This is a genomic window from Tessaracoccus sp., from assembly GCF_016714275.1.
In the GTDB taxonomy this organism is placed as follows: Bacteria; Actinomycetota; Actinomycetes; order Propionibacteriales; family Propionibacteriaceae; genus Arachnia.
This window is the reverse complement of sequence record NZ_JADJNP010000002.1, coordinates 732,145-753,020: the sequence shown is the minus strand read 5'-3', so window position 1 is coordinate 753,020 and position 20,876 is coordinate 732,145. Positions and strand designations below refer to the sequence as shown.

The following is a 20,876-nucleotide window of genomic DNA, read 5'->3' as shown; positions in this document are numbered from 1 at the left end:
TCGGGACGCGCCAACCGCTGTGCCTCAGTTCCCGGTGCTCGGGAGGCCGGGCTTGTCCGTCGGCTTCGACGTGGGGGTCGCGCTGGGCGTCGGGGTCGGCGTCGGCGAGGGCTTCTCCGTCGGCGTGGGTGTCGGCGTCGGCGTCGGAGTGGGGGTCGGCGTCGGAGTGGGGGTCGGCTCGACCACCGGCTGGAGGTTCAGCTCGGTCAGCGGGGGGTGCGTCGCCTCCCAGTTGTCCCAGTCCTCCTGGAGGACGAGACCCAGAACGTCGCCCGCGACGAGCTTCTGCTGGTCCGCGCCGAACTCGGCCATCTCCCACGCGTCCGGGTACTCGCCGGTCTCCTCGTCCGGGAACTGCAGCCAGATCGACCACCATTCGCGGTTCTCGGCCTGACGGCCGTCGATCTTGGTGATGTAGGACGTGGGCGCCTCCAACAGGCCGGTTTCGACGAGGGCGTCCTCCGCCGTGTCGAACTCCGTGGCGCACGCGCCCTTGACGACGTCGTCGTACTCGACGTGAACCCAGACGAGGCCGGCGTCCACGCACTCCTGCGCGGTGGCAGGCGGCGCGGCGTGCGCAGGCAGGATGACGACGCCGAGGCCGACGGTCAGCGCCGCCGCGGCAGGGATGGACAGGCGCCTCAGAGCCGAGCGCTTGAGCATGGGGACCTCTATTCCCGGTAGGTCCGTCGGCCCGGTTCTTCCGCTTGCGCGACGGAGTGTTACACCTTCGTCCGGCAGCGGGTCCGACTCCCCGTCGAGGCGGGATCACGGTTGCGCGACAGTTCCGGGATCTCACCGGATTCGAACTGCCCGACGGCCAGATACTACAGGAGCCGTACCCCAAATCCCTTGTCGGGTAGCTCATGCGATCCGCGAGGGAAGATCCTCGAACAGGTCGATGAGTTGCCTGGTGTACACGTGCCGACCGGGGGCGAACAGCTGCGACCTTTCGAAGTCGTCAACGACCTTGCCGTCCTTCATCACGATCAGGTGCTGGCTGATGAACTGCACCGAGCTGAGGTCGTGCGAGATGAACAGGTACGACAACCCGAGCGCCTCCTGCAGGTCCTTCAGCAGGTTCAGCACGCGAGCCTGCGTGGAGACGTCCAAGCTCGCCGTAGGTTCGTCGAGGACGATGAAGCTCGGCTCCGTGCTGATCGCGCGCGCGATCGACACCCGCTGCTTCTCGCCGCCGCTGAGTTGGGCCGGCATCTTGTCGAGGTACTCGGCGGGAAGCCGCACCAGATCCAGCAGTGCGGCGGCCACCCTCCGGGGGTCGTCGCCAACCTGCAGGAAGCTGGGGGAGCGACGCCCTACGCACTCCAGCGGCTCCATCAACGACTGGATGATCGGCAGCCGCTCGTTGAACGACGCGTTGGGGTTCTGCAGCACCAGCTGCATCCGCTGCCGGGCCGTGCGCAGCGCGGGCCTCGCCAGCGCGTTCAACCGCTGGTCGTGGAGCCAGACGTCACCGTCGGTGATCGGCTCAAGGGTGAGCAGGCACCGGGCCAGCGTCGACTTGCCGCTGCCGGACTCCCCGACGACCCCGAGGCACCGGCCGTGCGCCAGCTCGAGACTCACCCCGTCGACGGCCCGGGTGCCGCCGTCGTACACCTTGACGAGACCCTCGGCCCGCAGCACCGGGGTCGCCGCCGACGCAATGTCGACGGGCCTCACCGTCATCAGCCGGGTCAGTGCCTGCTCGTCCCGCACGGGCAGGCGTGCAGTCGTGCCCCGAAGCGGTGGAATCGAGGCCAGCAGGTCGCGCGTGTACGGGTGCTCGGCGTGCAGGACGATCCGGTCCTTTGGCCCGCGCTCCACGATCTCGCCCCGCTGCATGATCGCGACCCGGTCCGCATAGCGGTTCATGATGCGCAGGTCGTGCGTGATGAACAGGATGGCGCAACCCGTGGTCGCCTTGATCGAGGCCAGCTGCTCCAGCACGACGCTGGAGCTCCACGAGTCCAGCGCGGTGGTGGGTTCGTCGGCGATCAGCAGCTTCGGCTCCAGGAGCATGGCCGACGCCAGCGCCAGCCGCTGGAGCTGCCCGCCGGAGACCTGGAACGGATACCGGCGGACGAGGGCCGGGTCGAGCCCGACCGCGCGTACGCCGTCGTCGATCCGCGCCTGCCGCTCATCCTTCGAGAACCGGCGATGCGCTTGGAGCAACTCGTGCATCTGGTTGCCGACGGTGTAGTACGGCGTGAAGGCGCTCTGGTAGTTCTGGAAGACGTAGGCGATCTGGTCGCCGCGCACCCTCCTGAGCTCCGCTTTGTCCATCGAGAGCAGGTCGGAGCCGTCGAAGCCGATCACGTCCGCCGTCCGCCGGAGCGAGCCGGCGAGCAGATTGGTGATCGCGCTCGCCGTGATCGACTTGCCGCTGCCGGATTCGCCGATCAGGGCGAACCACTCCCCGGGCTCGACGGCGAAGTCGATGCCCGTGACCAGTTCGCGTCCGTGTCTGGTCGCGATTCGGAGATTCGAGACCTCAAGCAGCGACATGGGTAAGCCTCTCGTCGTCGGCGGAGATGGTGTAGCGCCTCATCAGCTGGTCGCCGAGCCAGCTGACAAGGGCAACCACGACGAAGATGGCAAGGCCCGGAACGATCATCAGCTCCGGCGCCTGCGCGAAGTAAGCGCGGCCGTCGTTCAGCATCGCTCCCCACTCGGGCGACGGCGGCTGCACGCCCATGCCGATGAACGACAGCGACGCGACGAGCAGGATCACCTTGCCGATGTCCATGGTGGCCAGCGCGAGCGTGGGCCCGACGATGTGCGGGACCATGTGCTGGCGGAGTATCCGCCGGGTGGACCCGCCGGCAAGCGTGGAGATCATCAGGTAGTCGCGGGTCTTCTCCTGGATCACGAGGCTGCGGGTGAGGCGCGCATAGCCCACCCACTTGACCACGACGATGGCGATCAGCATGTTCACGAACCCCGGCCCCAGCAGGCCGCTGAGCACGATGGCCACGATGTAGTCCGGCAGCGCCATGAAGGCGTCGACGACCCGCATCACGGCCCAGTCGAACCGGCCGCCCACCCAGCCGGAGAGCAGGCCAAGCGGCACCCCGATCAGGATGGAGAGCGCCAGTGCCAGCAGGCTGAGGCCGACGGTGACCTGCGCGCCCGCGAGCACACGGGAGGCGATGTCGCGGCCGAGGTTGTCGGTGCCCAGCCAGTGAGCGGCAGAGGGCCCCTGCAGCCGGTTGGTCAGGTCGATCAGCTCGGGATTGTGTGGCGCGAACAGCGGTCCGAGCATCAGGATGGCGACCCGGATTCACACCGGAGTTCCAGGCCCCTGAGTTTCAGGAACCACCAGCTCGCGAGAGCAACTCTAGCCATCGGTACTACACGGCGTAGTGAGGGGGTGGCTTAGGCCTCGCCGCGTCCCGGGCCGGCCACGGGTAGGGTCGTCGCATGCCGATTCGCCCTGAGTTGACGACGCTCGCCTATGTCACGACGCCGGACCGTTCGCGGGTGTTGCTCGTGCACCGGGTTGCGCGTGAGAGCGACGAGCAACTGGGCAAGTACAACGGCCTGGGCGGCAAGGTCGAGCCCGGTGAGGACGTCGTCGCCGCCATGCGCCGCGAACTCCGCGAGGAGGCGGGCATCGAGGCGACCTCGCTGGAGTTGCGCGGCACCGTCTCCTGGCCGGGGTTCAACGGCCGCGACGTGTTCGGCTTCGTCTTCCTCGTCACCGCGTTCGATGGCGAGGTGCCCCCGGCCAACGCCGAGGGCACCCTCTCCTGGCACGATGTCGCCACCATGATGGACCTGCCCATGTGGGATGGCGACCGCCACTTCCTCCCGCTCGTGTTCGATGCCTCCGTCGGTCAGTTCCACGGTGTCATCCCTTACGACGGCGGACACAGCGTGGGCTGGCAGGTGTCGATGCTGCCCGCCTAGCGGCTGCGAATCCGAGGGCAGATGTACTGCGAATCCCGGCCGAGCGATCGAACGGATGTGACCTAGCCGGCCGTGGCCCGGACGCGGGCCGCGGCGTCGACCAGGTTCCTGAGCGCGGGCTCGACCTCGGCGTAGCCGCGGGTCTTCAGGCCGCAGTCCGGGTTGACCCACAGTCTCCCGGCGGGCAGCGACGCGAGCGCTGCGCGCAGCAGCTCCTCCACCTCGTCCGTGCGCGGCACGCGCGGGGAGTGGATGTCGTAGACGCCGGGGCCTAGCGCGCCGCCGAAGCCGCGTTCCTGGATGTCGGCCAGCAACTCCATCCGTGACCGCGCCGCCTCGATGCTCGTCACGTCGGCGTCCAAGGCGTCGATCGCGCCGATGATCTCGCCGAACTCCGAATAGCAGAGGTGCGTGTGGACCTGGGTCTCGGCGCGGACGGAGCTGGTTGCCAGGCGGAACGCGGCGACGGCCCAGTCGAGGTAGGCCGCCTGTCCCGCCGCCCGCAGCGGCAGCGTCTCACGCAGCGCCGGCTCGTCGACCTGGACGATGCCGATGCCCGCGGCCTCCAGGTCCGACACCTCGTCGCGGAGGGCCAGAGCCACCTGGTCGGCCGTCACGGAGCGCGGCTGATCCTCGCGCACGAACGACCACGCCAGCATCGTCACCGGGCCGGTGAGCATGCCCTTGACCGGCTTCGGGGTGAGTGACTGCGCGAACGCCGCCCACTCGACGGTCATCGGGCGGGGGCGGTGGACATCGCCGAAGAGGATCGGTGGGCGCACGCACCGGGAGCCGTAGGACTGCACCCAGCCGTGCACCGTGGCCGCGTAGCCCTCCAGCTGCTCCGCGAAGTACTGCACCATGTCGTTGCGCTCGGGCTCGCCGTGCACGAGGACGTCGAGGCCGATCTCGGTCTGCAGCGCGATCACCTCCCGGACCTCCTCGCGCATCTGGCCCTCGTACGCAGCCTCGTCCAGGCGCCCGGCGCGGACGGCGGCACGGGCGGAGCGCAGGCGCTGGGTCTGCGGGAACGAACCGATCGTCGTTGTGGGCAGCAGCGGGAGTTCTAGCCGTGCGGTCTGGGCGACGGCGCGCTCCGGCCGGTGCTCGCGCGTGCGGTCCGCGTCGCTCAGACCCGCCAGGCGCGCCGCGATGTCCGCGTTGACGCGGCCGGGGATGGCGTCGCGCTCGGCGAGCGCGACGTCTGAAGCAGCGAACGCCGCCGCCGATTGATCGGTGCGGCCGTCGAGGGCGTGCTGCAGCGCCACCACCTCGGCGAGCTTCTGGTCGGCGAAGGCCAGGTTTGCGCGCAACGCCTCCGGCAGAGACGTCTCGCGCTCCGAGTCGTAGGGCACGTGGAGGAGCGAACAGGTGGTACCCACGCTGCGCGCGGCCCCCACGCCGTCCCAGTCCCGAAGCCGGGCCAGGGTTGCGGTGAGGTCGGCGCGCCAGATGTTGTGGCCGTCGACGGCGCCCAGGACCAGCTCGACGCGGTCGATGCCGGGAACCTCGCGCGCCGCCTCGAGGGAGGGGCCGCGCAGGATGTCGAGGCTGACGGACTCGACGCCAGAGGCCACCAGCGCGGGGAGACCTTCAACAGGGTCGGCGAAAGATGTGGTCACCAGGATGGCGGGGCGCTCGGTGATCGCCGCGAGCTGACGGTAGACGGCGCCGAGTTGCTCGGCCTGCGTGGGGGAGAGGTCACGGACGGCTGCGGTTTCGTCGAGCTGCACCCACTCTGCCCCGGCGACGGCGAGTTCGCCGAGAAGCCGGGCGTACACCTCCACCAGGTCATCCAGGCGCTCCAGCGGGTCGTAGCCCTCCGGCGCCTCGTCGGACGCCTTTGCCAGCGCCAGGAACGTGAACGGGCCGACGATGACCGGCCGGGCGCGCACGCCGCGCGCGGTGGCCTCGGCAAGCTCCGCCAGCGGCTTGGCGGCGTTCAGCGTGAACGCGGTCTCGGGGCCGATCTCGGGCACGAGGTAGTGGTAGTTCGTGTCGAACCACTTGGTCATCTCCAGCGGCGCGACCTCCGCGTTGCCGCGCGCCATCGCGAAGTAGCGGGCGGCGTCGAAGCCTGCAAGCACGTGCTCCCCGGAGATGGCCCGGTAGCGCTCGGGAACGGCGCCCACGAGCACGACGGTGTCGAGCACCTGGTCGTACCAGCTGAAGGTGTTGACCGGGACGGAGTCGAGGCCGGTCATCGAGTCGACGGCATCCAGGCGAACGGCGGTGGCCGCCGCCTCGAGCGCGGCGGCGTCGATCCTGCCGGCCCAGTACGCGTCAAGGGCCAGCTTCAGTTCGCGGTTCCTGCCGATACGTGGGAACCCCAGCGCGGTGGCACCGATGGGTGAATGGGTGGTTGTCATGTGCTCATCCCTCGCGAGCTCGTCGGTGGACGGCCCACGGCCGAGGAAGGGAGGACGACTGAGGGCAGGGCACGGCCCTGTTCCGTCGGGACCCCTCCCGCGAGGGCCGCAGACCAACCGCGCCCGTCGGGCGCGGTGCGGCTGGCAGGTCTTCGGACTCGCGGACAGGCCCACCCGGGGGTGGAGTGCCTACTGGCCGGCGCTTCCCAGGCTGGTGCCCAGTGCTCAATGCCGACGGTCGTTTCCGCATACCGCTGCGGGGCAGTCCCGGACTCTCACCGGGTTCCCTCTTGCGACGCCGCGGCCGATCGGGACTCGATCTGCCGCCGCGAACCAGCTGCAAGGCGCAAGTCTCTCACGTTCTCAAGGCTGCCGGTGACGCGTTTCGGTGCAGGTTCACAATGGGCGAAAACGCGGGCGCACGCAGCGGCCGGGTCTGTCGACCCGACCCCGCAGCGCGTATCGCGAGGGAAGCACTGAACCAATTCCTTCTCCGGGCGGGGACATGCTGGCTGGGCGCCCGATCCAGTGCGCCGCAGCTCGCAAGAATGAGTGATCGGCGGTCCCTATATCTCAAGCAGCAGATCACCACCCTCAACGGCCTGAGCCCCACCGATGGCGACCCGGCGCACAGTCCCCCCGACGGGAGACGTGATCGCGGCCTCCATCTTCATGGCCTCGATGGTGGCGACCTGGTCGCCCGCGGCGACCTCGTCGCCCACGGCAACCGTGAGCGTCACCACGCCGGCGAACGGCGCGGCGACCTCGCCGGGGTTGTCGGGGTTCGCGCGCTCGGCCTTCGCGACGGTGGAGGCGACCGACTCGTCGCGCACCGTCACCACGCGCAGCTGCCCGTTGACGGTGCACATCACCTGGCGCATGCCGCGGTCGTCGGGTTCGCCGACGGCCTGGATGGAGAGCAGCAGGGCGCGGCCGCGCTCCAGCTCGACCTCGATCTCCTGGCCCTGCGCAAGGCCGTGCAGGAACTCCCTCGTCGGGACGACCGACAGGTCGCTGTACGCCTCGACCGCCTGCTCGAAGTCCGCAAGCGGGCCCGGGAAGAGGAGCCGGTTCAGGGCGCGGCGAGGTTCGGCGGCCAGAGCCGCGGCATCGTCGTCGGCGAGCGTGGTGATCACCGGCTTTGTGACGCGGCCGGCGAGGGCCTTGGTGCGGAACGGCTCGGGCCAGCCACCGGGTGGGTCGCCCAGGTCGCCGTTCAGGAAGCCGATCACCGAGTCCGGGATGTCGTGGTTCTGCGGGTTGGCCTCGAAGTCCGACGGGTCGGCGCTACGGCCGACGAGCGCCAGCGCGAGGTCGCCCACCACCTTCGACGACGGGGTCACCTTGACGATGTTGCCGAGGATCCGGTTCGCCTCCGCATACATGTCGGTGACGGCCTCGAACCGGTCGCCGAGGCCCAGCGCGTTGGCCTGCTGGCGCAGGTTCGACAGTTGCCCGCCCGGGATCTCGTGGTGGTACACCGAGCCCGTCGGGCCCGGCAGGCCGGACTCGAACGGCGCGTAGATGGCCCGCATGGCTTCGAAGTACGGCTCGAGGGCCTGCACGGCCGCGAGGTCGAGCTGGGGCGCGCGCTCGGTGTCCTCGAGGGCGGCGACCAGTGCTGACATCGAGACCTGCGACGTCGTTCCCGCCATGGGCGCAGACGCGACGTCGACGGCGTCCGCGCCCGCGCCGACGGCGGCGAGCAGCGTCGCCAACTGTCCTCCTGCAGTGTCATGCGTGTGCAGGTGCACTGGAAGGTCGAAGTTCACGCGCAGCTCGGTCACCAGCTTCGCGGCCGCGGGCGCGCGCAGCAGGCCGGCCATGTCCTTGATCGCCAGGATGTGCGCGCCGGACAGGACGAGCTGCTCCGCTAGGCGGAGGTAGTAGTCAAGCGTGTACAGCTTCTCCTTCGGCGAGGTCATGTTGCCCGTGTAGCAGAGCGCGGCCTCGGCGACGGCGTGGTCAGTCTCCAGCACCGCCTCCACCGCGGGGCGGATCTGATCGATGTTGTTCAGTGCGTCGAAGATCCGGAAGACGTCCAGGCCGGAGCGCGCGGCCTCCGCCACGAATGCCTTGGTCACGGTCAGCGGGTAGGGGGTGTAGCCCACAGTGTTGCGGCCGCGCAGCAGCATCTGGAGCGGCAGGTTCGGCATCGCCGTGTGCAGCGCGTCCAGCCGGGCCCACGGGTCTTCCTTGAGGAAGCGCAGAGCGACGTCGTACGTCGCTCCGCCCCACGCCTCGACGCTGAACAGGCCGGGCAGCGTGCGCGCGACGACGGGCGCCGCGGCGAGCAGGTCGCGCGTGCGCACCCGGGTGGCGAGCAGGGACTGGTGCGCGTCGCGGAACGTCGTGTCGGTGACGGCGACGGCCCTCTGGGTTCGCAGCTCCGCCGCCCAGCGGGCGGGCCCCACCTCCAAGAGGCGCTGCCGGGAGCCGGCGGGCGGCGCGGCGGCGGCCATGTCGGCGGGCAGGTCGGGAAGCTTCGCGCGCGGCCGGACGGTGGCTCGCGCCTCGCCGTGCGGCTTGTTGATGCTGACCTCGGCGAGGTAGGTCAGCAGCTTGGTGCCGCGGTCGCCGGGGATGTGGTGGTGCCGCAGGTGCGGGCGGTCGTCGATGAACGACGTCGTCGTGTTGCCCGCCAGGAACTCCGGGTCCGAGATGACGGCCTCGAGGAAGGGGATGTTGGTGGCAACTCCCCGGATGCGGAACTCGGTCAGGGCGCGGTGCGCGCGCTTGGCCGCCGTCGCCAGGTTCGGGCCGTGGCTGGTCAGCTTCACCAGCATGGAGTCGAAGTGGGCGCCGATCGTGGCGCCACTGAACACCACGCCCCCGTCGAGCCGGACGCCAGTGCCGCCCGGGGTGCGGTACACAGAAACGGTGCCCGAGTCGGGACGGAAACCATTGGCTGGGTCCTCGGTGGTGATGCGGCATTGCAGGGCTGCGCCCCGTACCTCCACCTCGTCCTGCGAGAACCCCATTCCCGCGAGCGTCTCGCCCGCGGCGATGCGGATCTGGGCGCCGACGAGGTCGATGTTGGTGACCTCCTCGGTGACGGTGTGCTCCACCTGAATGCGTGGGTTCATCTCGATGAACACGTAGGAGCCGTCCTCGCCGAGCAGGAACTCGACGGTGCCGGCATTCACGTAACCGATGTGGCGGGCGAACCGGACCGCGTCGTCGCAGATCCGTTGCCTCAGTTCGGGATCGAGGTTGGGCGCTGGTGCGATCTCGACGACCTTCTGGTGGCGTCGCTGCACCGAGCAGTCGCGCTCATACAGGTGGATGACGTCGCCGGTGGCGTCGGCGAGGATCTGCACCTCGATGTGCCGCGGCCGGATGACGGCCCGCTCCAGGTACATGCGCGAGTCGCCGAACGCGGACTCGGCCTCGCGCATGGCCTCCGTCAGCGCATCCTCCAGCTTTTCCCGGTCCTCGACGCGGCGCATGCCGCGGCCCCCGCCACCGCTGACGGCCTTCACGAACAGCGGGAAGCCGAAGTCGTCGGCCTTCGCCAGCAGCTCCGCCACGTCGGAGCTGGGGTCGCTGCCACGCAGCGTCGGCAAGCCCGCGGCCTCGGCGGCGGCGATGGCGCGCGCCTTGTTGCCGGTGAGCTCCAGCACCTCCTTCGGCGGGCCGATGAACGCGATGCCGGCGTCGCGGCAGGCACCCGCGAGCTCTGGGTTCTCCGAGAGGAAGCCGTAGCCGGGGTAGATGGCGTCGGCGCCGGCCTCCTTGGCTGCCGTGACGATGCCATCGATGTCCAGGTAGGCGCGAACCGGCCGCCCGCGCTCGCCGATCTCGTAAGACTCGTCGGCTTTCAGCCGGTACTCGGCGTGGCGGTCCTCGTGAGGGAACACAGCGACCGTGCGGACGTCCAGCTCCGTGGCCGCCCGGAAGGCGCGCACGGCGATCTCGCCGCGGTTGGCCACCAGGATCTTCTCGAACATGATCGTTTCTCCTTGTCAGGGTGGGTTGAGTTAGCCGATGAGGACCAGCAGCTGGGAAAGCAGGATCTTTCCCACCATGGCCACGGGGTAGACGAGCGCGTAGCCGAGGGCAACGCGAGTGTCGAAGTTGGTGCGCGTGTTGGCGAAGGCCATCACGGCGGGCTGGGTCTGCGCGCCGCCCAGTTGCCCGGCGAGCTGCACCCAGTCGGTGCGGTGGAAGAGGCGCGCGGTGGCAAGCAGCCCGACGGCGGCGACGACGGTGACGACGAATCCGAGCACCGCGACCTTCCAACCGATGTTGGACGAGATGGCGCCCGCGAACTGCGTTCCGGCGCGGGTGCCCGCGTAGGCGAGGAAGGTGAGCATGCCGAGCCCGGAAAGGGAGTGCGCTGCCGCCGTCGACATGGACACCGGCATGGGGCCGATGCGGCCGAGTCGCCCGAAGACCAGTCCGACGATGAGGGTTCCTGCCGCGGAGCCGAGCGTGAAGTGGCCCATCGGGAGAGGGAGCGGGATGGTCCCGATCCCGATCCCGACGAGCAGCCCGAGCGCGAGGCCGACCGGGTTGATGTCGGAGAAGCCGCGCTCGGAGTCGCCGAGGAAGATCCGGATCGCGCGCATCTTGTCGCGCGGGCCGACGACGCGCAGACGGTCGCCCATCTGCAGTTGGAAGTCGGGGTCCGGGATCATGTCCACGTCGCCGCGGCGGACCCGGGACACCTGAGCCCCGAAGCGGTTCCAGAGGTCCAGCTCCGCGACGGCATGCCCGGCCAGCTTCGACGCCGACAGCGTCACGCGGTTGGAGTCCAGCGAGGTGCGGTCGCCGATGATGTCGACAGACGACGTATGGCCGAGGTCGTTGGTCAGCTGGGCGAGCGCGTCGGCGGGCCCGACGACGCTCATCAGGTCGCCCACCAGGATGGGCTCGGTGGGCGCGGGAACCGTGGCCCGGGCGGCCTTGTGCTTGAGGCGGGTGATGCTGACCGTCGCGGGATAGGTGGCGAGGACATCGTCGATGGTGAGCGCCTCTCGCGTCTCCACGCGGATGGTGGTCTGCTCCAACACGGGGGCGGCGGCTGCGCCGTCGGTTTGGCGGTGGCGCAGCGCCCACGCCGCGGCCAGCATCATTCCGACGACGCCCCACAGGTAGCTGATGGAGTAGCCGACGGCGGGGAGATCGGCGCTGCCGGCAGCCTGGCTCGCGGCGGCAAGGCCGGGGGTGTTGGTGAGTGCGCCCGCGAACGTGCCGGCGGTCACGGGCGCCTCGAGGCCGAGCGCCCTGCCGCCGAGCCCCGCGACGACAGCGGCGATGACGAGGACGCCCAGCGTGCTCAGCATCACGGGCCAGCCCCGCTTCAGCGAGCCGAAGAAGTTGGGCCCGGAGATGATGCCGATCATGAAGGTGAAGAGCACGAGGCCGAAGCTCCCGAGCACTTCGGGGATGAGCAGCTCGGCGCCGTAGGACTGCCCCCAGGCGGTGAGGCCCAGGGCGACGAACAGGACGGCGGCCGGGCCGAGGGAGGCCCCAGCGACCCGGACGTGGCCGAGCGCGGAGCCGACGAACAGGAGGAGGCCGAAAAGCAGCAGGGGGTGCGCCGCGAGAAGATCAAAGATGGGGGCCATACGCCCAGGCTCCTTGCTCGAGGATGACCGAGACAGCAGGCGGTCTGACTTAGCGCCTCTCGGACGCATCACAGTTGCGGCACAGCGTGGAATCTCACCACGTTTCCCCTGCTCGAGCCGGGATCCGAACCCCGGTGCCTCGAGAGCCGCTGTCGGGCGGCTCGAAAGGAGCGTATCAGCCGGGATTTTCGGCCTAAGCTCGACCCATGCGAATCGACCTCAACGCCGACGTCGGGGAGTCGTTCGGCCGCTGGAGGCTGGGCGACGATGCGGGGATGCTGAGTCTGGTGACCAGCGCCAACGTCGCCTGCGGATTCCATGCCGGCGACCCGCTGACGCTCACCGAGACGTGTCGGCTGGCGGCCATCAACGGCGTCGCCGTCGGCGCACAGGTCAGCTACCGCGACCTCGCGGGCTTCGGGCGCCGGTTCGTCGACGCGTCGCCCGCGGAGCTGGCTGCTGATGTCGTCTACCAGATGGGGGCGCTGGACGGGATCTGTCGCGCGTTCGGCACTCGCGTGAGCTACGTGAAGCCGCACGGCGCGCTGTACCACGCCGTCGTCGGGCACGAGGGCCAGGCTGCGGCCGTGGTGGACGCGGTGCGGTCCTTCGACCCGTCGATCGCAGTCCTCGGCGCGCCGAGATCCGCGCTGTTGCGCCGCGCCGCCGAGGCCGGGCTGCGCGCGGTCACAGAGGGTTTCGCGGACCGCGGCTACCTGCCCGACGGCGGGCTCGTCCCACGGTCCCAACCCGGTGCTCTCCTCACCGATCCCCTGGAGGTCGCGCGCCGCGTCGTCGTCCTGGCCACCCAGGGCGTCGTCGTCGCCGTGGACGGGTCGCTCGTCCCTCTCGACATCGAGTCGGTGTGCCTGCACGGCGACACCGCCGGCGCGGTCTCGCTCGCGGCGGCGGTGCGGACGGCGCTTGTTGAGGAGGGTGTCGAGGTCGCCGCGTTCGCGCCGGCCGGGTCGTCCCGCTCTCTTGCGCCGTGAGGGTCTTACCCTGCGGCCCGCACGCGGCGCTGCTGGAATTCGAGACGCTCGACGACGTGCTCGCCGCGCATGCGCGCCTGCGGGGGTTCCGCGGAGTGACCGACGTGGTCCCCGCCGCGCGCACGCTGCTGGTGATCGCACCGTCGGTGGCGGGCATCGAGGAGCGCGTCGGAGCGGCCATGGCCTCGCACCTCGCGCCGTCGGGCCGGGCGGGTCGCGAGGTCGAGGTGCCGGTGGCGTATGACGGCGAGGACCTGAAAGAGGTCGCGCGGCTGACCGGGCTCGACATCGACGAGGTGGTCGCCGCCCACACCGGGACCCCGTGGCTGGCGGCCTTCGGCGGGTTCGCACCCGGCTTCGTCTACCTCGTCGGCGGCGACGCAAGGCTGCGCGTGCCGCGATTGGCGTCACCTCGGACCCGTGTCCCCGCGGGCGCGGTGGCGCTCGCCGACGAGTTCAGCGGCGTGTACCCGACGTCGTCCCCGGGCGGCTGGCGGCTGATCGGCAGCACCGACGCCGCGCTGTTCGACCCCGGCGCCACCCCTCCCTCGCTGATCGCTCCGGGGGACACGGTGCGATTCGTGGCCGTCGAGCGCAGGGCGGCCGCAGATCTGACGGAGAGGTGCGGCCAGACAGACGTTCGGGCTCCTGGAGGGCCGGAATCCTCATCTCTCCGCGCTTTTCCGTCAGATCGCCGCCGGCACCTCGTCGTGGAGCGGTCGCTGCTGCCCGTGCTGGTCCAGGACCGCGGCCGTCCAGGGCTGGGCGCCATCGGGGTCTCCGCGAGCGGGGCCGCCGACCGCGGCGCCTACGAGTTGGGGCAGCGCATGGTCGGCAACGAGCGCGGAGAAGCCGCGTTGGAGATCACGATGGGTCAGGTGGCGTTCACGGCTGCCGGCACGATGACCGCGGTGCTGACGGGCGCACCCTGCCCCACCCGCGTGGCCCCTGCGTCGGGGGAGCGCGGTGGAGGTGCGCTGAGTTCGGTCCCGCGCGCCTCGCGCGCGGTGTCGCACGCGACGGTGTTCACCATCGGCGACGGCGAGACGCTGACGCTCGGGACACCGACCGCTGGTCTGCGCACCTATCTCTCCCTGCGGGGCGGAGTGGATGTTGCACCGGTCCTCGGATCCCGCTCGCGCGACACCCTCGGCGGGCTCGGCCCGGAACCGTTGCGCACAGGCGACGCGGTCCGCGTCGGGCGCGGCGCGCCCGGGTGGGCGCCTGCCATCGACCACGTGCCGCAGGCGCCGTGGCCCGACCTCGTGGTGCTCCGCTACCTGCCCGGCCCGCGTGGCGACTGGGTGGAGGGCCTCGCCGGGTCGGCGTGGACGGTCGGTGACGCCGTCGACCGAGTAGGCGCGCGGCTCGTCGGGAGCCCGCTGGCGCGACGCGGGGGCGAACTGCCTAGCGAGGGCGCGGTCCGCGGCGCGATCCAACTCCCGCCGTCGGGTCAACCCGTGCTCTTCCTGGCCGATCATCCGCCGACCGGCGGCTACCCCGTCGTCGGCGTCCTCACCGACGACTCCGCCGACCGCGCGGCCCAGCTCCGCCCCGGTGACCGCCTCCGCCTGGACCCAGCCTGAGCCTCGATCCACCGGTCTGCGCCTACTACGCGGCTCCGGGAGATCGAGGCTCAGCCATCCCAGAAAGTGACGAAGTAATTTTGTGGGCGGACCCCGCGCGCGGCCGACGCGGTGCAACACTGTGCCATGGCGAAGAAGAACCCGCGGATGAACAAGGAACTCTACGAGGCTGAGCTGCTAGCCCTCCAGGCGGAGTTGGTCGAGATGCAGGAGTGGGTCAAGGCAACCGGAGCTCGCATCGTCGTCGTCTTCGAGGGCCGCGACGCCGCGGGCAAGGGCGGCGCGATCAAGCGGATCACCGAGTATCTCAACCCTCGCGTCGCGCGCGTCGTCGCGCTCCCGGCGCCCACCGAGCGAGACCGCACGCAATGGTACTTCCAGCGCTACGTCGAGCACCTTCCCGCCGCCGGTGAGATCCGCCTGTTCGACCGGTCCTGGTACAACCGCGGCGGCGTCGAGCGCGTCATGGGGTACTGCACCGCCGAGGAGCACCGTCGCTTCCTCCGCCAGTGCCCCATCTTCGAGCGCATGCTCATGGAGGACGGCATCATCCTGCTGAAGTACTGGTTCTCCGTCTCGGACAAGGAGCAGACGAAGCGGTTCAAGTCGCGCCTCACCGATCCGATGCGCCGCTGGAAGCTATCGACGACGGATCTCGAGTCCATCACCCGCTGGGAGGAGTACTCGCGGGCAAAGGACGAGATGTTCGTGCACACGGACATCAGCGGGGCGCGCTGGAACGTGGTCGAGTCGGAGGACAAGCGCAAGGCGCGGGTCAACATGATCCACCACCTGCTGAGCTCCATCCCTTACACGCACGTCGATCGCCCGCCGCTGAAGTTCCCGAAGCGCCCGCCTTCGACGGGGTACCGCCGTACGGACCGCGCGCTGCAGCTCGAGGTCCCGGACTTCGCATCGACGCTGAAGGTCGAGGAGGTCCCGCCGCCGTACGTCGACGTCGAGGACGAGCCGTTGCCGAACGGCATCGACCACGAAGGCGTGGATCACGACGGCCTGCCGCTGCCCGAAGGGGTCATCGAGGAGGTCGCGACCAACTGAGGGACGGACACCTCGATTGGCACTCGGCTTGAATGAGTGCTAACTCCACGCTAGTTTGTCCTTTAGCACTCGGCATGCCCGGGTGCTAACGACCAGGCGGCACCCGCGACGACGCCCGGCCACACGATAGGACAACTCATCCGGGGTCTCCCGGAACGCGAAGAGAAAGGTGTTTGACGTGGCAACCACGATCAAGCCGCTCGAGGACCGCATCCTCATCAAGCCCCTCGAGGCCGTTCAGACCACCGCCTCCGGCCTCGTCATCCCCGACACCGCCAAGGAGAAGCCGCAGGAGGGCGAGGTCGTCGCCACCGGCCCCGGCCGCATCGACGACAAGGGCAACCGCGTCCCGCTCGACGTCGCCGAGGGTGACGTCGTCATCTTCTCGAAGTACGGCGGCACCGAGGTCAAGTACGACGGCCAGGAGTACCTGCTCCTGAACGCGCGCGACATCCTCGCCGTCGTCACCAAGTAAGGGGCACTCGTTCCATGGCAAAGATTCTCGCTTTCGACGAGGACGCCCGCCGCGCGCTTGAGCGCGGCGTCGACACGCTCGCCAACACCGTCAAGGTGACGCTCGGCCCCAAGGGCCGCTACGTCGTCCTCGACAAGAAGTGGGGCGCCCCGACGATCACCAACGACGGCGTGACCGTAGCCAAGGAGGTCGAGCTCGACGATCCGTACGAGGACCTCGGCGCTCAGCTGGCCAAGGAGGTCGCGACAAAGACCAACGACGTCGCCGGCGACGGCACCACCACCGCCACCGTGCTGGCCCAGGCCATGGTGCATGCCGGCCTGCGCGCGGTCGCCGCGGGTGCCAACCCGATCGGCCTCAAGCGCGGCATCGACAAGGCCGTTGAGGCTGTCGTCGACCAGCTGCGCGAGAACGCCCGCCCCGTCGACACCACCGACGACATGGCTTCGGTCGCCACGATCTCCTCGCGCGACGAGCAGATCGGCGCCCTGATCGCCGACGCGTTCGACAAGGTCGGCAAGGACGGCGTCATCACCGTCGACGAGTCCAACACCTTCGGCACCGAGCTCGAGTTCACCGAGGGCATGCAGTTCGACAAGGGCTACCTCTCCCCGTACTTCGTGACCGACGCCGACCGCATGGAGGCCGTGCTCGAGGATCCGTACATCCTCATCAACAGCGGCAAGATCTCCTCGATGAACGATCTGCTCCCGCTGCTGGAGAAGGTCATCGCGGCCAAGGGCACGCTGTTCATCGTGGCCGAGGACGTCGACGGCGAGGCGCTGTCGACGCTCGTGGTCAACAAGATCCGCGGCACCTTCACCTCCGTCGCGGTCAAGGCCCCGGCCTTCGGCGATCGCCGCAAGGCGATGCTCGAGGACATCGCGATCCTCACCGGCGGCATGGTCGTCGCGCCCGAGGTCGGCCTCAAGCTCGACCAGGTGGGCCTCGAGGTGCTCGGCCGCGCGCGTCGCGTCGTCGTCACCAAGGACAACACCACCATCGTCGACGGTGCTGGTGAGCACGAGGAGGTCGCCGGCCGCGTCGCGCAGCTGCGCGCCGAGATCGAGCGCACCGACTCCGACTGGGATCGCGAGAAGCTCCAGGAGCGGGTCGCGAAGCTCGCCGGCGGCGTGTGCGTGATCAAGGTCGGCGCCGCCACCGAGGTGGAGCTGAAGGAGAAGAAGCACCGCATCGAGGACGCCGTCTCGGCGACCCGTGCCGCCATCGAGGAGGGCATCGTCGCCGGCGGCGGCTCCGCTCTCATCCACGCGGGCAAGGTGCTCGAGGGCAACCTCGGCCTCGACGGTGACGAAGCGGCGGGCGTGAAGGTCGTCGCCAAGGCGCTGGTCGAGCCGCTGCGCTGGATCGCCGAGAACGGCGGCGAGGCCGGCTACGTCATCACGACGAAGGTCGCGGAGCTTGAGGTCGGCCACGGTTACAACGCCAAGATCGGCGAGTACCAGAACCTCGTCGAGCACGGCGTCATCGACCCGGTGAAGGTGACGCGTTCCGCGCTCGCCAACGCCGCGTCGATCGCCTCGCTGCTGCTCACCACCGAGACCCTGGTGGTGGACAAGCGCGAGTCCGACGACTGATCTCTGGTCGGCAAACGGCGGCGCCCCGGGTTTCACCCGGGGCGCCGTCTTCTGTTCATGGCGTTGATCCAGGGGCCATTCTCACTCGACCTCCGCCCCTGACGGAATCAGCCTCGACGACCGTCAGCCGCCCTGAGACGCGAGTCGTGTTTCAGGGGAGCGGACCTGGCGCGGGTAGAATTGAGTGTCACTCCAGGTGCCGTGACGAGGCGGCGCCGACACCGTCAGGAGGGACCATGGACAGCGCACAATTCGAGCGGATGGGCACCGGGCACGGCTTCATCGCGGCCCTTGACCAAAGCGGCGGCAGCACCCCCGGCGCGCTCAAGCGGTACGGGATCGCGGAGGACCGTTATTCCGGGGACGACGAGATGTTCGCCCTCGTGCACGCGATGCGCGAACGGATCGTCACGAGCCCCTCGTTCTCCGGGAAGCACATCCTGGGCGCGATTCTCTTCGAACAGACGATGGACCGCACCTTCGACGGCATGCCCGCCGGCGACTTCCTGTGGGAGCGCAAGACCATTCTTCCGATCCTGAAGGTCGACAAGGGGCTCCGCGAGGAGGCCGACGGCGTCCGGCTCATGAAGCCGATCGACGACCTCGACGGCCTGCTCGCCCGCGCGAAGGCCGCGCGGATGTTCGGTACGAAGATGCGCTCCCTCATCCAGGGTGCGGGTCCGGCGGGGATCACGGCGATCGTCGCGCAGCAGTTCGACATCGGCCACCGCATCGCGGCGACAGGGCTGGTGCCGATCCTTGAGCCCGAGATCGACATCCACTCGCCCGACAAGCACGAGTGCGAGCGGATACTGCTCGAGGAGATCCTCCGCAGGCTGCACGAGGAGACCTTCGAGGTGCCGATCATGTTCAAGCTGACGCCGCCGACAGAAGACGACTTCTACCGGCCGGTCATCGAGCATCCGAACGTGCTCAGGGTGGTCGCCCTCTCCGGGGGCTACTCCCGCGCCGACGCCGTCGAGATCCTCGCCCGCAACCACGGGCTCATCGCGAGCTTCTCTCGCGCGCTGACCGAGGGCCTCACGGAGACGATGACCGAAGAGGAGTTCGACGCCACGCTGGCCGCGTCGATCCAGGCCATCTACGACGCCTCGATCACATAGCGGAACGTGATCCGAGCCAGTCGAGGGCGGCGAGGACGCGCAGGTTGTCGTCGGGGTCCGACGCGAGGTCGAGCTTGGCGAAGATCGAGCGCAGGTGCGCGTCGACCGTGCGCCGGGAGATCACCAGCGCCGATGCGATGCCTGCGTTGCTGCGGCCCTGGGCGACAAGGCGCAGCACCTCGACCTCGCGGGCGGTGAGGTCGGCGAGCCGTCCCGCGCTGCGGCGGAGGTAGTCGTCGATGACGACCGGGTCGATCGCGGTTCCGCCGTCGGCGACGACGGCGAGCTGGTCGAGGAAGACGGCCGTGTCCAGCACGCGGTCCTTCAAGAGGTAGCCGAACGCGGCGACCTCGCCGTTCATGACGGCACTGATCAGCCTCGGATCGATGACTTGCGTCAGCATCACGACGGGCAGCCCGGGCCAGCTCTCGCGGAGCAGGAGGACGGCGGCCGACCCCTCGTCTGCGTAGAAGGGAGGCATGCGAATGTCCGCGATCACCAGGTCCGGGCGGTGCAGGTTCACCGCCTCGATGAGCGCCCGCGCGTCGCCGACCTGCGCGACGACGGTGTGGCCGGCTCCCTGCAGTAGGCGCACGACGCCGTCGCGAAGCAGGACCTGGTCCTCGGCGATCACGACCCGCATGGCAGCCTGGCCTCCACAACGGTGCCGTGCGGGGCGGCGTCGCCGACGACGAGCAGCCCGCCGGACGCAGACACGCGCTCAGCAATGCCTCTCAGGCCCGAGCCGGCCCGAGGGTCGGCTCCGCCCACGCCGTCGTCGACGACGGCGACGAGCACGGTGTCCCCGGCATCCCTCACGGTGACGCCGATGTTGTCCGCACGGGCGTGCTTGACGGCGTTGGCGAGCGCCTCGCTCACCACGAAGTACGCCGTCGCCTCGACATCCGCGGCGAACCGTCGTGTCGGAAGGCTGAGCGAGGTGACCCGAGACAGCGGGCGCACGAGGTGCGCCACGGCGGGGCCGAGTCCGCCCTCGGCGAGGATGCCGGGAACCCTGCCCTCGCTCAGGGAGCGCACCTCGTCCACGGCGTCGCGCAGCGCGCTGACCGTGTCGTCCACGAGGAGACGGGCCGCGGGGTCGGCGAGCTGCGCGCCCGAGAGCTGCAGGTTGAGCGTGATCCCGAGCAGGCGTCCCTGGAGCCCGTCGTGCAGGTCACGGCTGAGGCGCTGGCGCTCGGCGGCGATCGCGGCCTCAGTCCGCGCCGTCAGCTCGGATGCGACCACCGGCGGAGGATCCACCTGCAGCGCGACCCACGAATGCAGTCGCGCGGCCGGGATGCCGACGCTCGCCGTCACCAGCACGCCGGCGACGACGGCGACGGGTGCGCCGCCGCCCGCCGCCGTGATCGCGAGGCCGACGCCGAGGGCGACGATCACCGTCGCGGCCGCGAGCGTTGCAGCGAGCAGGCCGACGATCACTGGGGCGCGCCGCGCCCACGTCTCGCGGGAGGAGGCGGCTCCGCGGGCGAGCGCCGCGGTGCTGAGCGTGCTGGCGGAGAAGCCGAGCATGAGCGCGGTCACGGCCGCGTCGCCGTGCCCGACGACCTCCTGGGCCTCGCCGAGGGTCAGACAGAACGAGATGATGACCACGGGCACGACGGCCGCCAGCCCGCACACGATCGTCCGACGGCGCACGTCGCCGCTGGTGCCTCGCACCGCCGGCCAGGTCGCGGCCATCGGAAGCCCGAACGATGCCAGCCATGTGAACGACCCGATGCTGAGGAGCAGCGGCGATTCCCCGGCGCCGAACTGGCCCGCGGCGCTCGCCGCGGTGCTCACAAGGACGAGAGCCGCGAGCGCCACGATCCAGCCCGTCCTCGGCTTTCCGGTGACCGCGCCGGTGGCGAGGATAGGCAGGAGACTTGCGGTCGCCAGCGGGAGGAGGTGGCCCGTCGTGGCGAGGAGTTGCAGCGCCTCTCCGCCGCGGCCAGCCATGGCGAGGCCCAGGAGGAACGGGTAGGCGAACACGCCGATCCCGAGCACGGCGGTGGCCACCCGCACCACGCGGTTCGCCGTCGACCAGACCGCGAGCACGAGGATCGCCGCGCCGGCCAGCGCCATGATCCCGAGCGTCGCAGGCCCGAGCACGATGCCTGTCATGTGCCCATCGTCGTCCTCGAGAGGCCTCAAGGAAATAGGCGATCTCACCGATGTTCGCCGGCCGGGCTCA

The 20,876-nt window shown here is 70.0% G+C and carries 15 protein-coding genes and 1 riboswitch; of the genes, 7 read left to right on the top strand and 8 right to left on the bottom strand.

The window, feature by feature from the left end:
* Window positions 1-24: 24 nt before the first annotated feature.
* From IPJ61_RS12135 to nikC, 3 genes are all read right to left on the bottom strand, one after another.
* Window positions 25-663, bottom strand: a complete 639-nt coding sequence (locus IPJ61_RS12135; protein WP_297107599.1) for a hypothetical protein — start codon at window positions 661-663, stop codon at window positions 25-27.
* Between the two features lie 201 nt (window positions 664-864).
* On the bottom strand, window positions 865-2,505 hold the full coding sequence (locus IPJ61_RS12130) for an ATP-binding cassette domain-containing protein (RefSeq protein ID WP_297107596.1): 1,641 nt from the start codon (window positions 2,503-2,505) through the stop codon (window positions 865-867).
* On the bottom strand, window positions 2,492-3,262 hold the full coding sequence (gene nikC, locus IPJ61_RS12125; protein ID WP_297107594.1) for a nickel transporter permease: 771 nt from the start codon (window positions 3,260-3,262) through the stop codon (window positions 2,492-2,494). The genes IPJ61_RS12130 and nikC overlap by 14 nt, the downstream gene beginning before the upstream one ends.
* 158 nt (window positions 3,263-3,420) lie before the next feature.
* Between nikC and IPJ61_RS12120 the strand changes: the two genes are divergently transcribed.
* Window positions 3,421-3,909 carry an NUDIX hydrolase gene (locus IPJ61_RS12120; protein ID WP_297107591.1) on the top strand — a complete coding sequence of 163 codons (489 nt, stop codon included), beginning with the start codon at window positions 3,421-3,423 and terminating at the stop codon, window positions 3,907-3,909.
* A gap of 62 nt (window positions 3,910-3,971) precedes the next feature.
* Here the strand turns inward: IPJ61_RS12120 and metE are convergent, their stop codons facing one another.
* From metE to IPJ61_RS12105, 3 genes are all read right to left on the bottom strand, one after another.
* Entirely contained in the window at window positions 3,972-6,278 is a 2,307-nt protein-coding gene (metE, locus tag IPJ61_RS12115) for a 5-methyltetrahydropteroyltriglutamate--homocysteine S-methyltransferase (RefSeq protein WP_297107588.1), read from the bottom strand.
* A gap of 126 nt (window positions 6,279-6,404) precedes the next feature.
* Window positions 6,405-6,631: riboswitch (cobalamin riboswitch) on the bottom strand.
* A gap of 213 nt (window positions 6,632-6,844) precedes the next feature.
* Complete coding sequence (locus IPJ61_RS12110) at window positions 6,845-10,228, bottom strand: pyruvate carboxylase (protein WP_297107585.1); 3,384 nt, start codon at window positions 10,226-10,228, stop codon at window positions 6,845-6,847.
* Between the two features lie 30 nt (window positions 10,229-10,258).
* Window positions 10,259-11,851 carry an aspartate:alanine exchanger family transporter gene (locus IPJ61_RS12105; RefSeq protein ID WP_297107583.1) on the bottom strand — a complete coding sequence of 531 codons (1,593 nt, stop codon included), beginning with the start codon at window positions 11,849-11,851 and terminating at the stop codon, window positions 10,259-10,261.
* 206 nt (window positions 11,852-12,057) lie between these two features.
* On the opposite strand from IPJ61_RS12105, the gene IPJ61_RS12100 reads away from it, so the two are divergent.
* The 6 genes from IPJ61_RS12100 (at window position 12,058) to IPJ61_RS12075 (ending at window position 18,685) form a co-directional block, all read left to right on the top strand.
* Entirely contained in the window at window positions 12,058-12,843 is a 786-nt protein-coding gene (locus tag IPJ61_RS12100) for a LamB/YcsF family protein (protein WP_297107580.1), read from the top strand.
* On the top strand, window positions 12,840-14,429 hold the full coding sequence (locus IPJ61_RS12095; RefSeq protein WP_297107577.1) for a 5-oxoprolinase subunit B/C family protein: 1,590 nt from the start codon (window positions 12,840-12,842) through the stop codon (window positions 14,427-14,429). Before IPJ61_RS12100 ends, IPJ61_RS12095 begins: the two co-directional genes overlap by 4 nt.
* A gap of 126 nt (window positions 14,430-14,555) precedes the next feature.
* On the top strand, window positions 14,556-15,488 hold the full coding sequence (gene ppk2 / locus IPJ61_RS12090; RefSeq protein ID WP_297107574.1) for a polyphosphate kinase 2: 933 nt from the start codon (window positions 14,556-14,558) through the stop codon (window positions 15,486-15,488).
* A 178-nt stretch (window positions 15,489-15,666) separates the two neighbouring features.
* Complete coding sequence (gene groES, locus IPJ61_RS12085) at window positions 15,667-15,963, top strand: co-chaperone GroES (protein ID WP_297107571.1); 297 nt, start codon at window positions 15,667-15,669, stop codon at window positions 15,961-15,963.
* A 14-nt stretch (window positions 15,964-15,977) separates the two neighbouring features.
* Window positions 15,978-17,561, top strand: a complete 1,584-nt coding sequence (gene groL, locus IPJ61_RS12080; protein ID WP_297107568.1) for a chaperonin GroEL — start codon at window positions 15,978-15,980, stop codon at window positions 17,559-17,561.
* 236 nt (window positions 17,562-17,797) lie between these two features.
* The gene (locus tag IPJ61_RS12075) at window positions 17,798-18,685 is read left to right on the top strand and encodes a fructose bisphosphate aldolase (protein WP_297107565.1); all 888 of its coding nucleotides are present in this window, start codon (window positions 17,798-17,800) and stop codon (window positions 18,683-18,685) included.
* On the opposite strand, the gene IPJ61_RS12070 is transcribed toward IPJ61_RS12075, so the two are convergent.
* Together IPJ61_RS12070 and IPJ61_RS12065 are read right to left on the bottom strand one after the other, a co-directional pair.
* Entirely contained in the window at window positions 18,678-19,328 is a 651-nt protein-coding gene (locus IPJ61_RS12070) for a LuxR C-terminal-related transcriptional regulator (RefSeq protein WP_297107562.1), read from the bottom strand. The genes IPJ61_RS12075 and IPJ61_RS12070 overlap by 8 nt on opposite strands.
* Entirely contained in the window at window positions 19,316-20,806 is a 1,491-nt protein-coding gene (locus tag IPJ61_RS12065) for a sensor histidine kinase (RefSeq protein ID WP_297107559.1), read from the bottom strand. The genes IPJ61_RS12070 and IPJ61_RS12065 overlap by 13 nt, the downstream gene beginning before the upstream one ends.
* Window positions 20,807-20,876 lie beyond the last annotated feature (70 nt).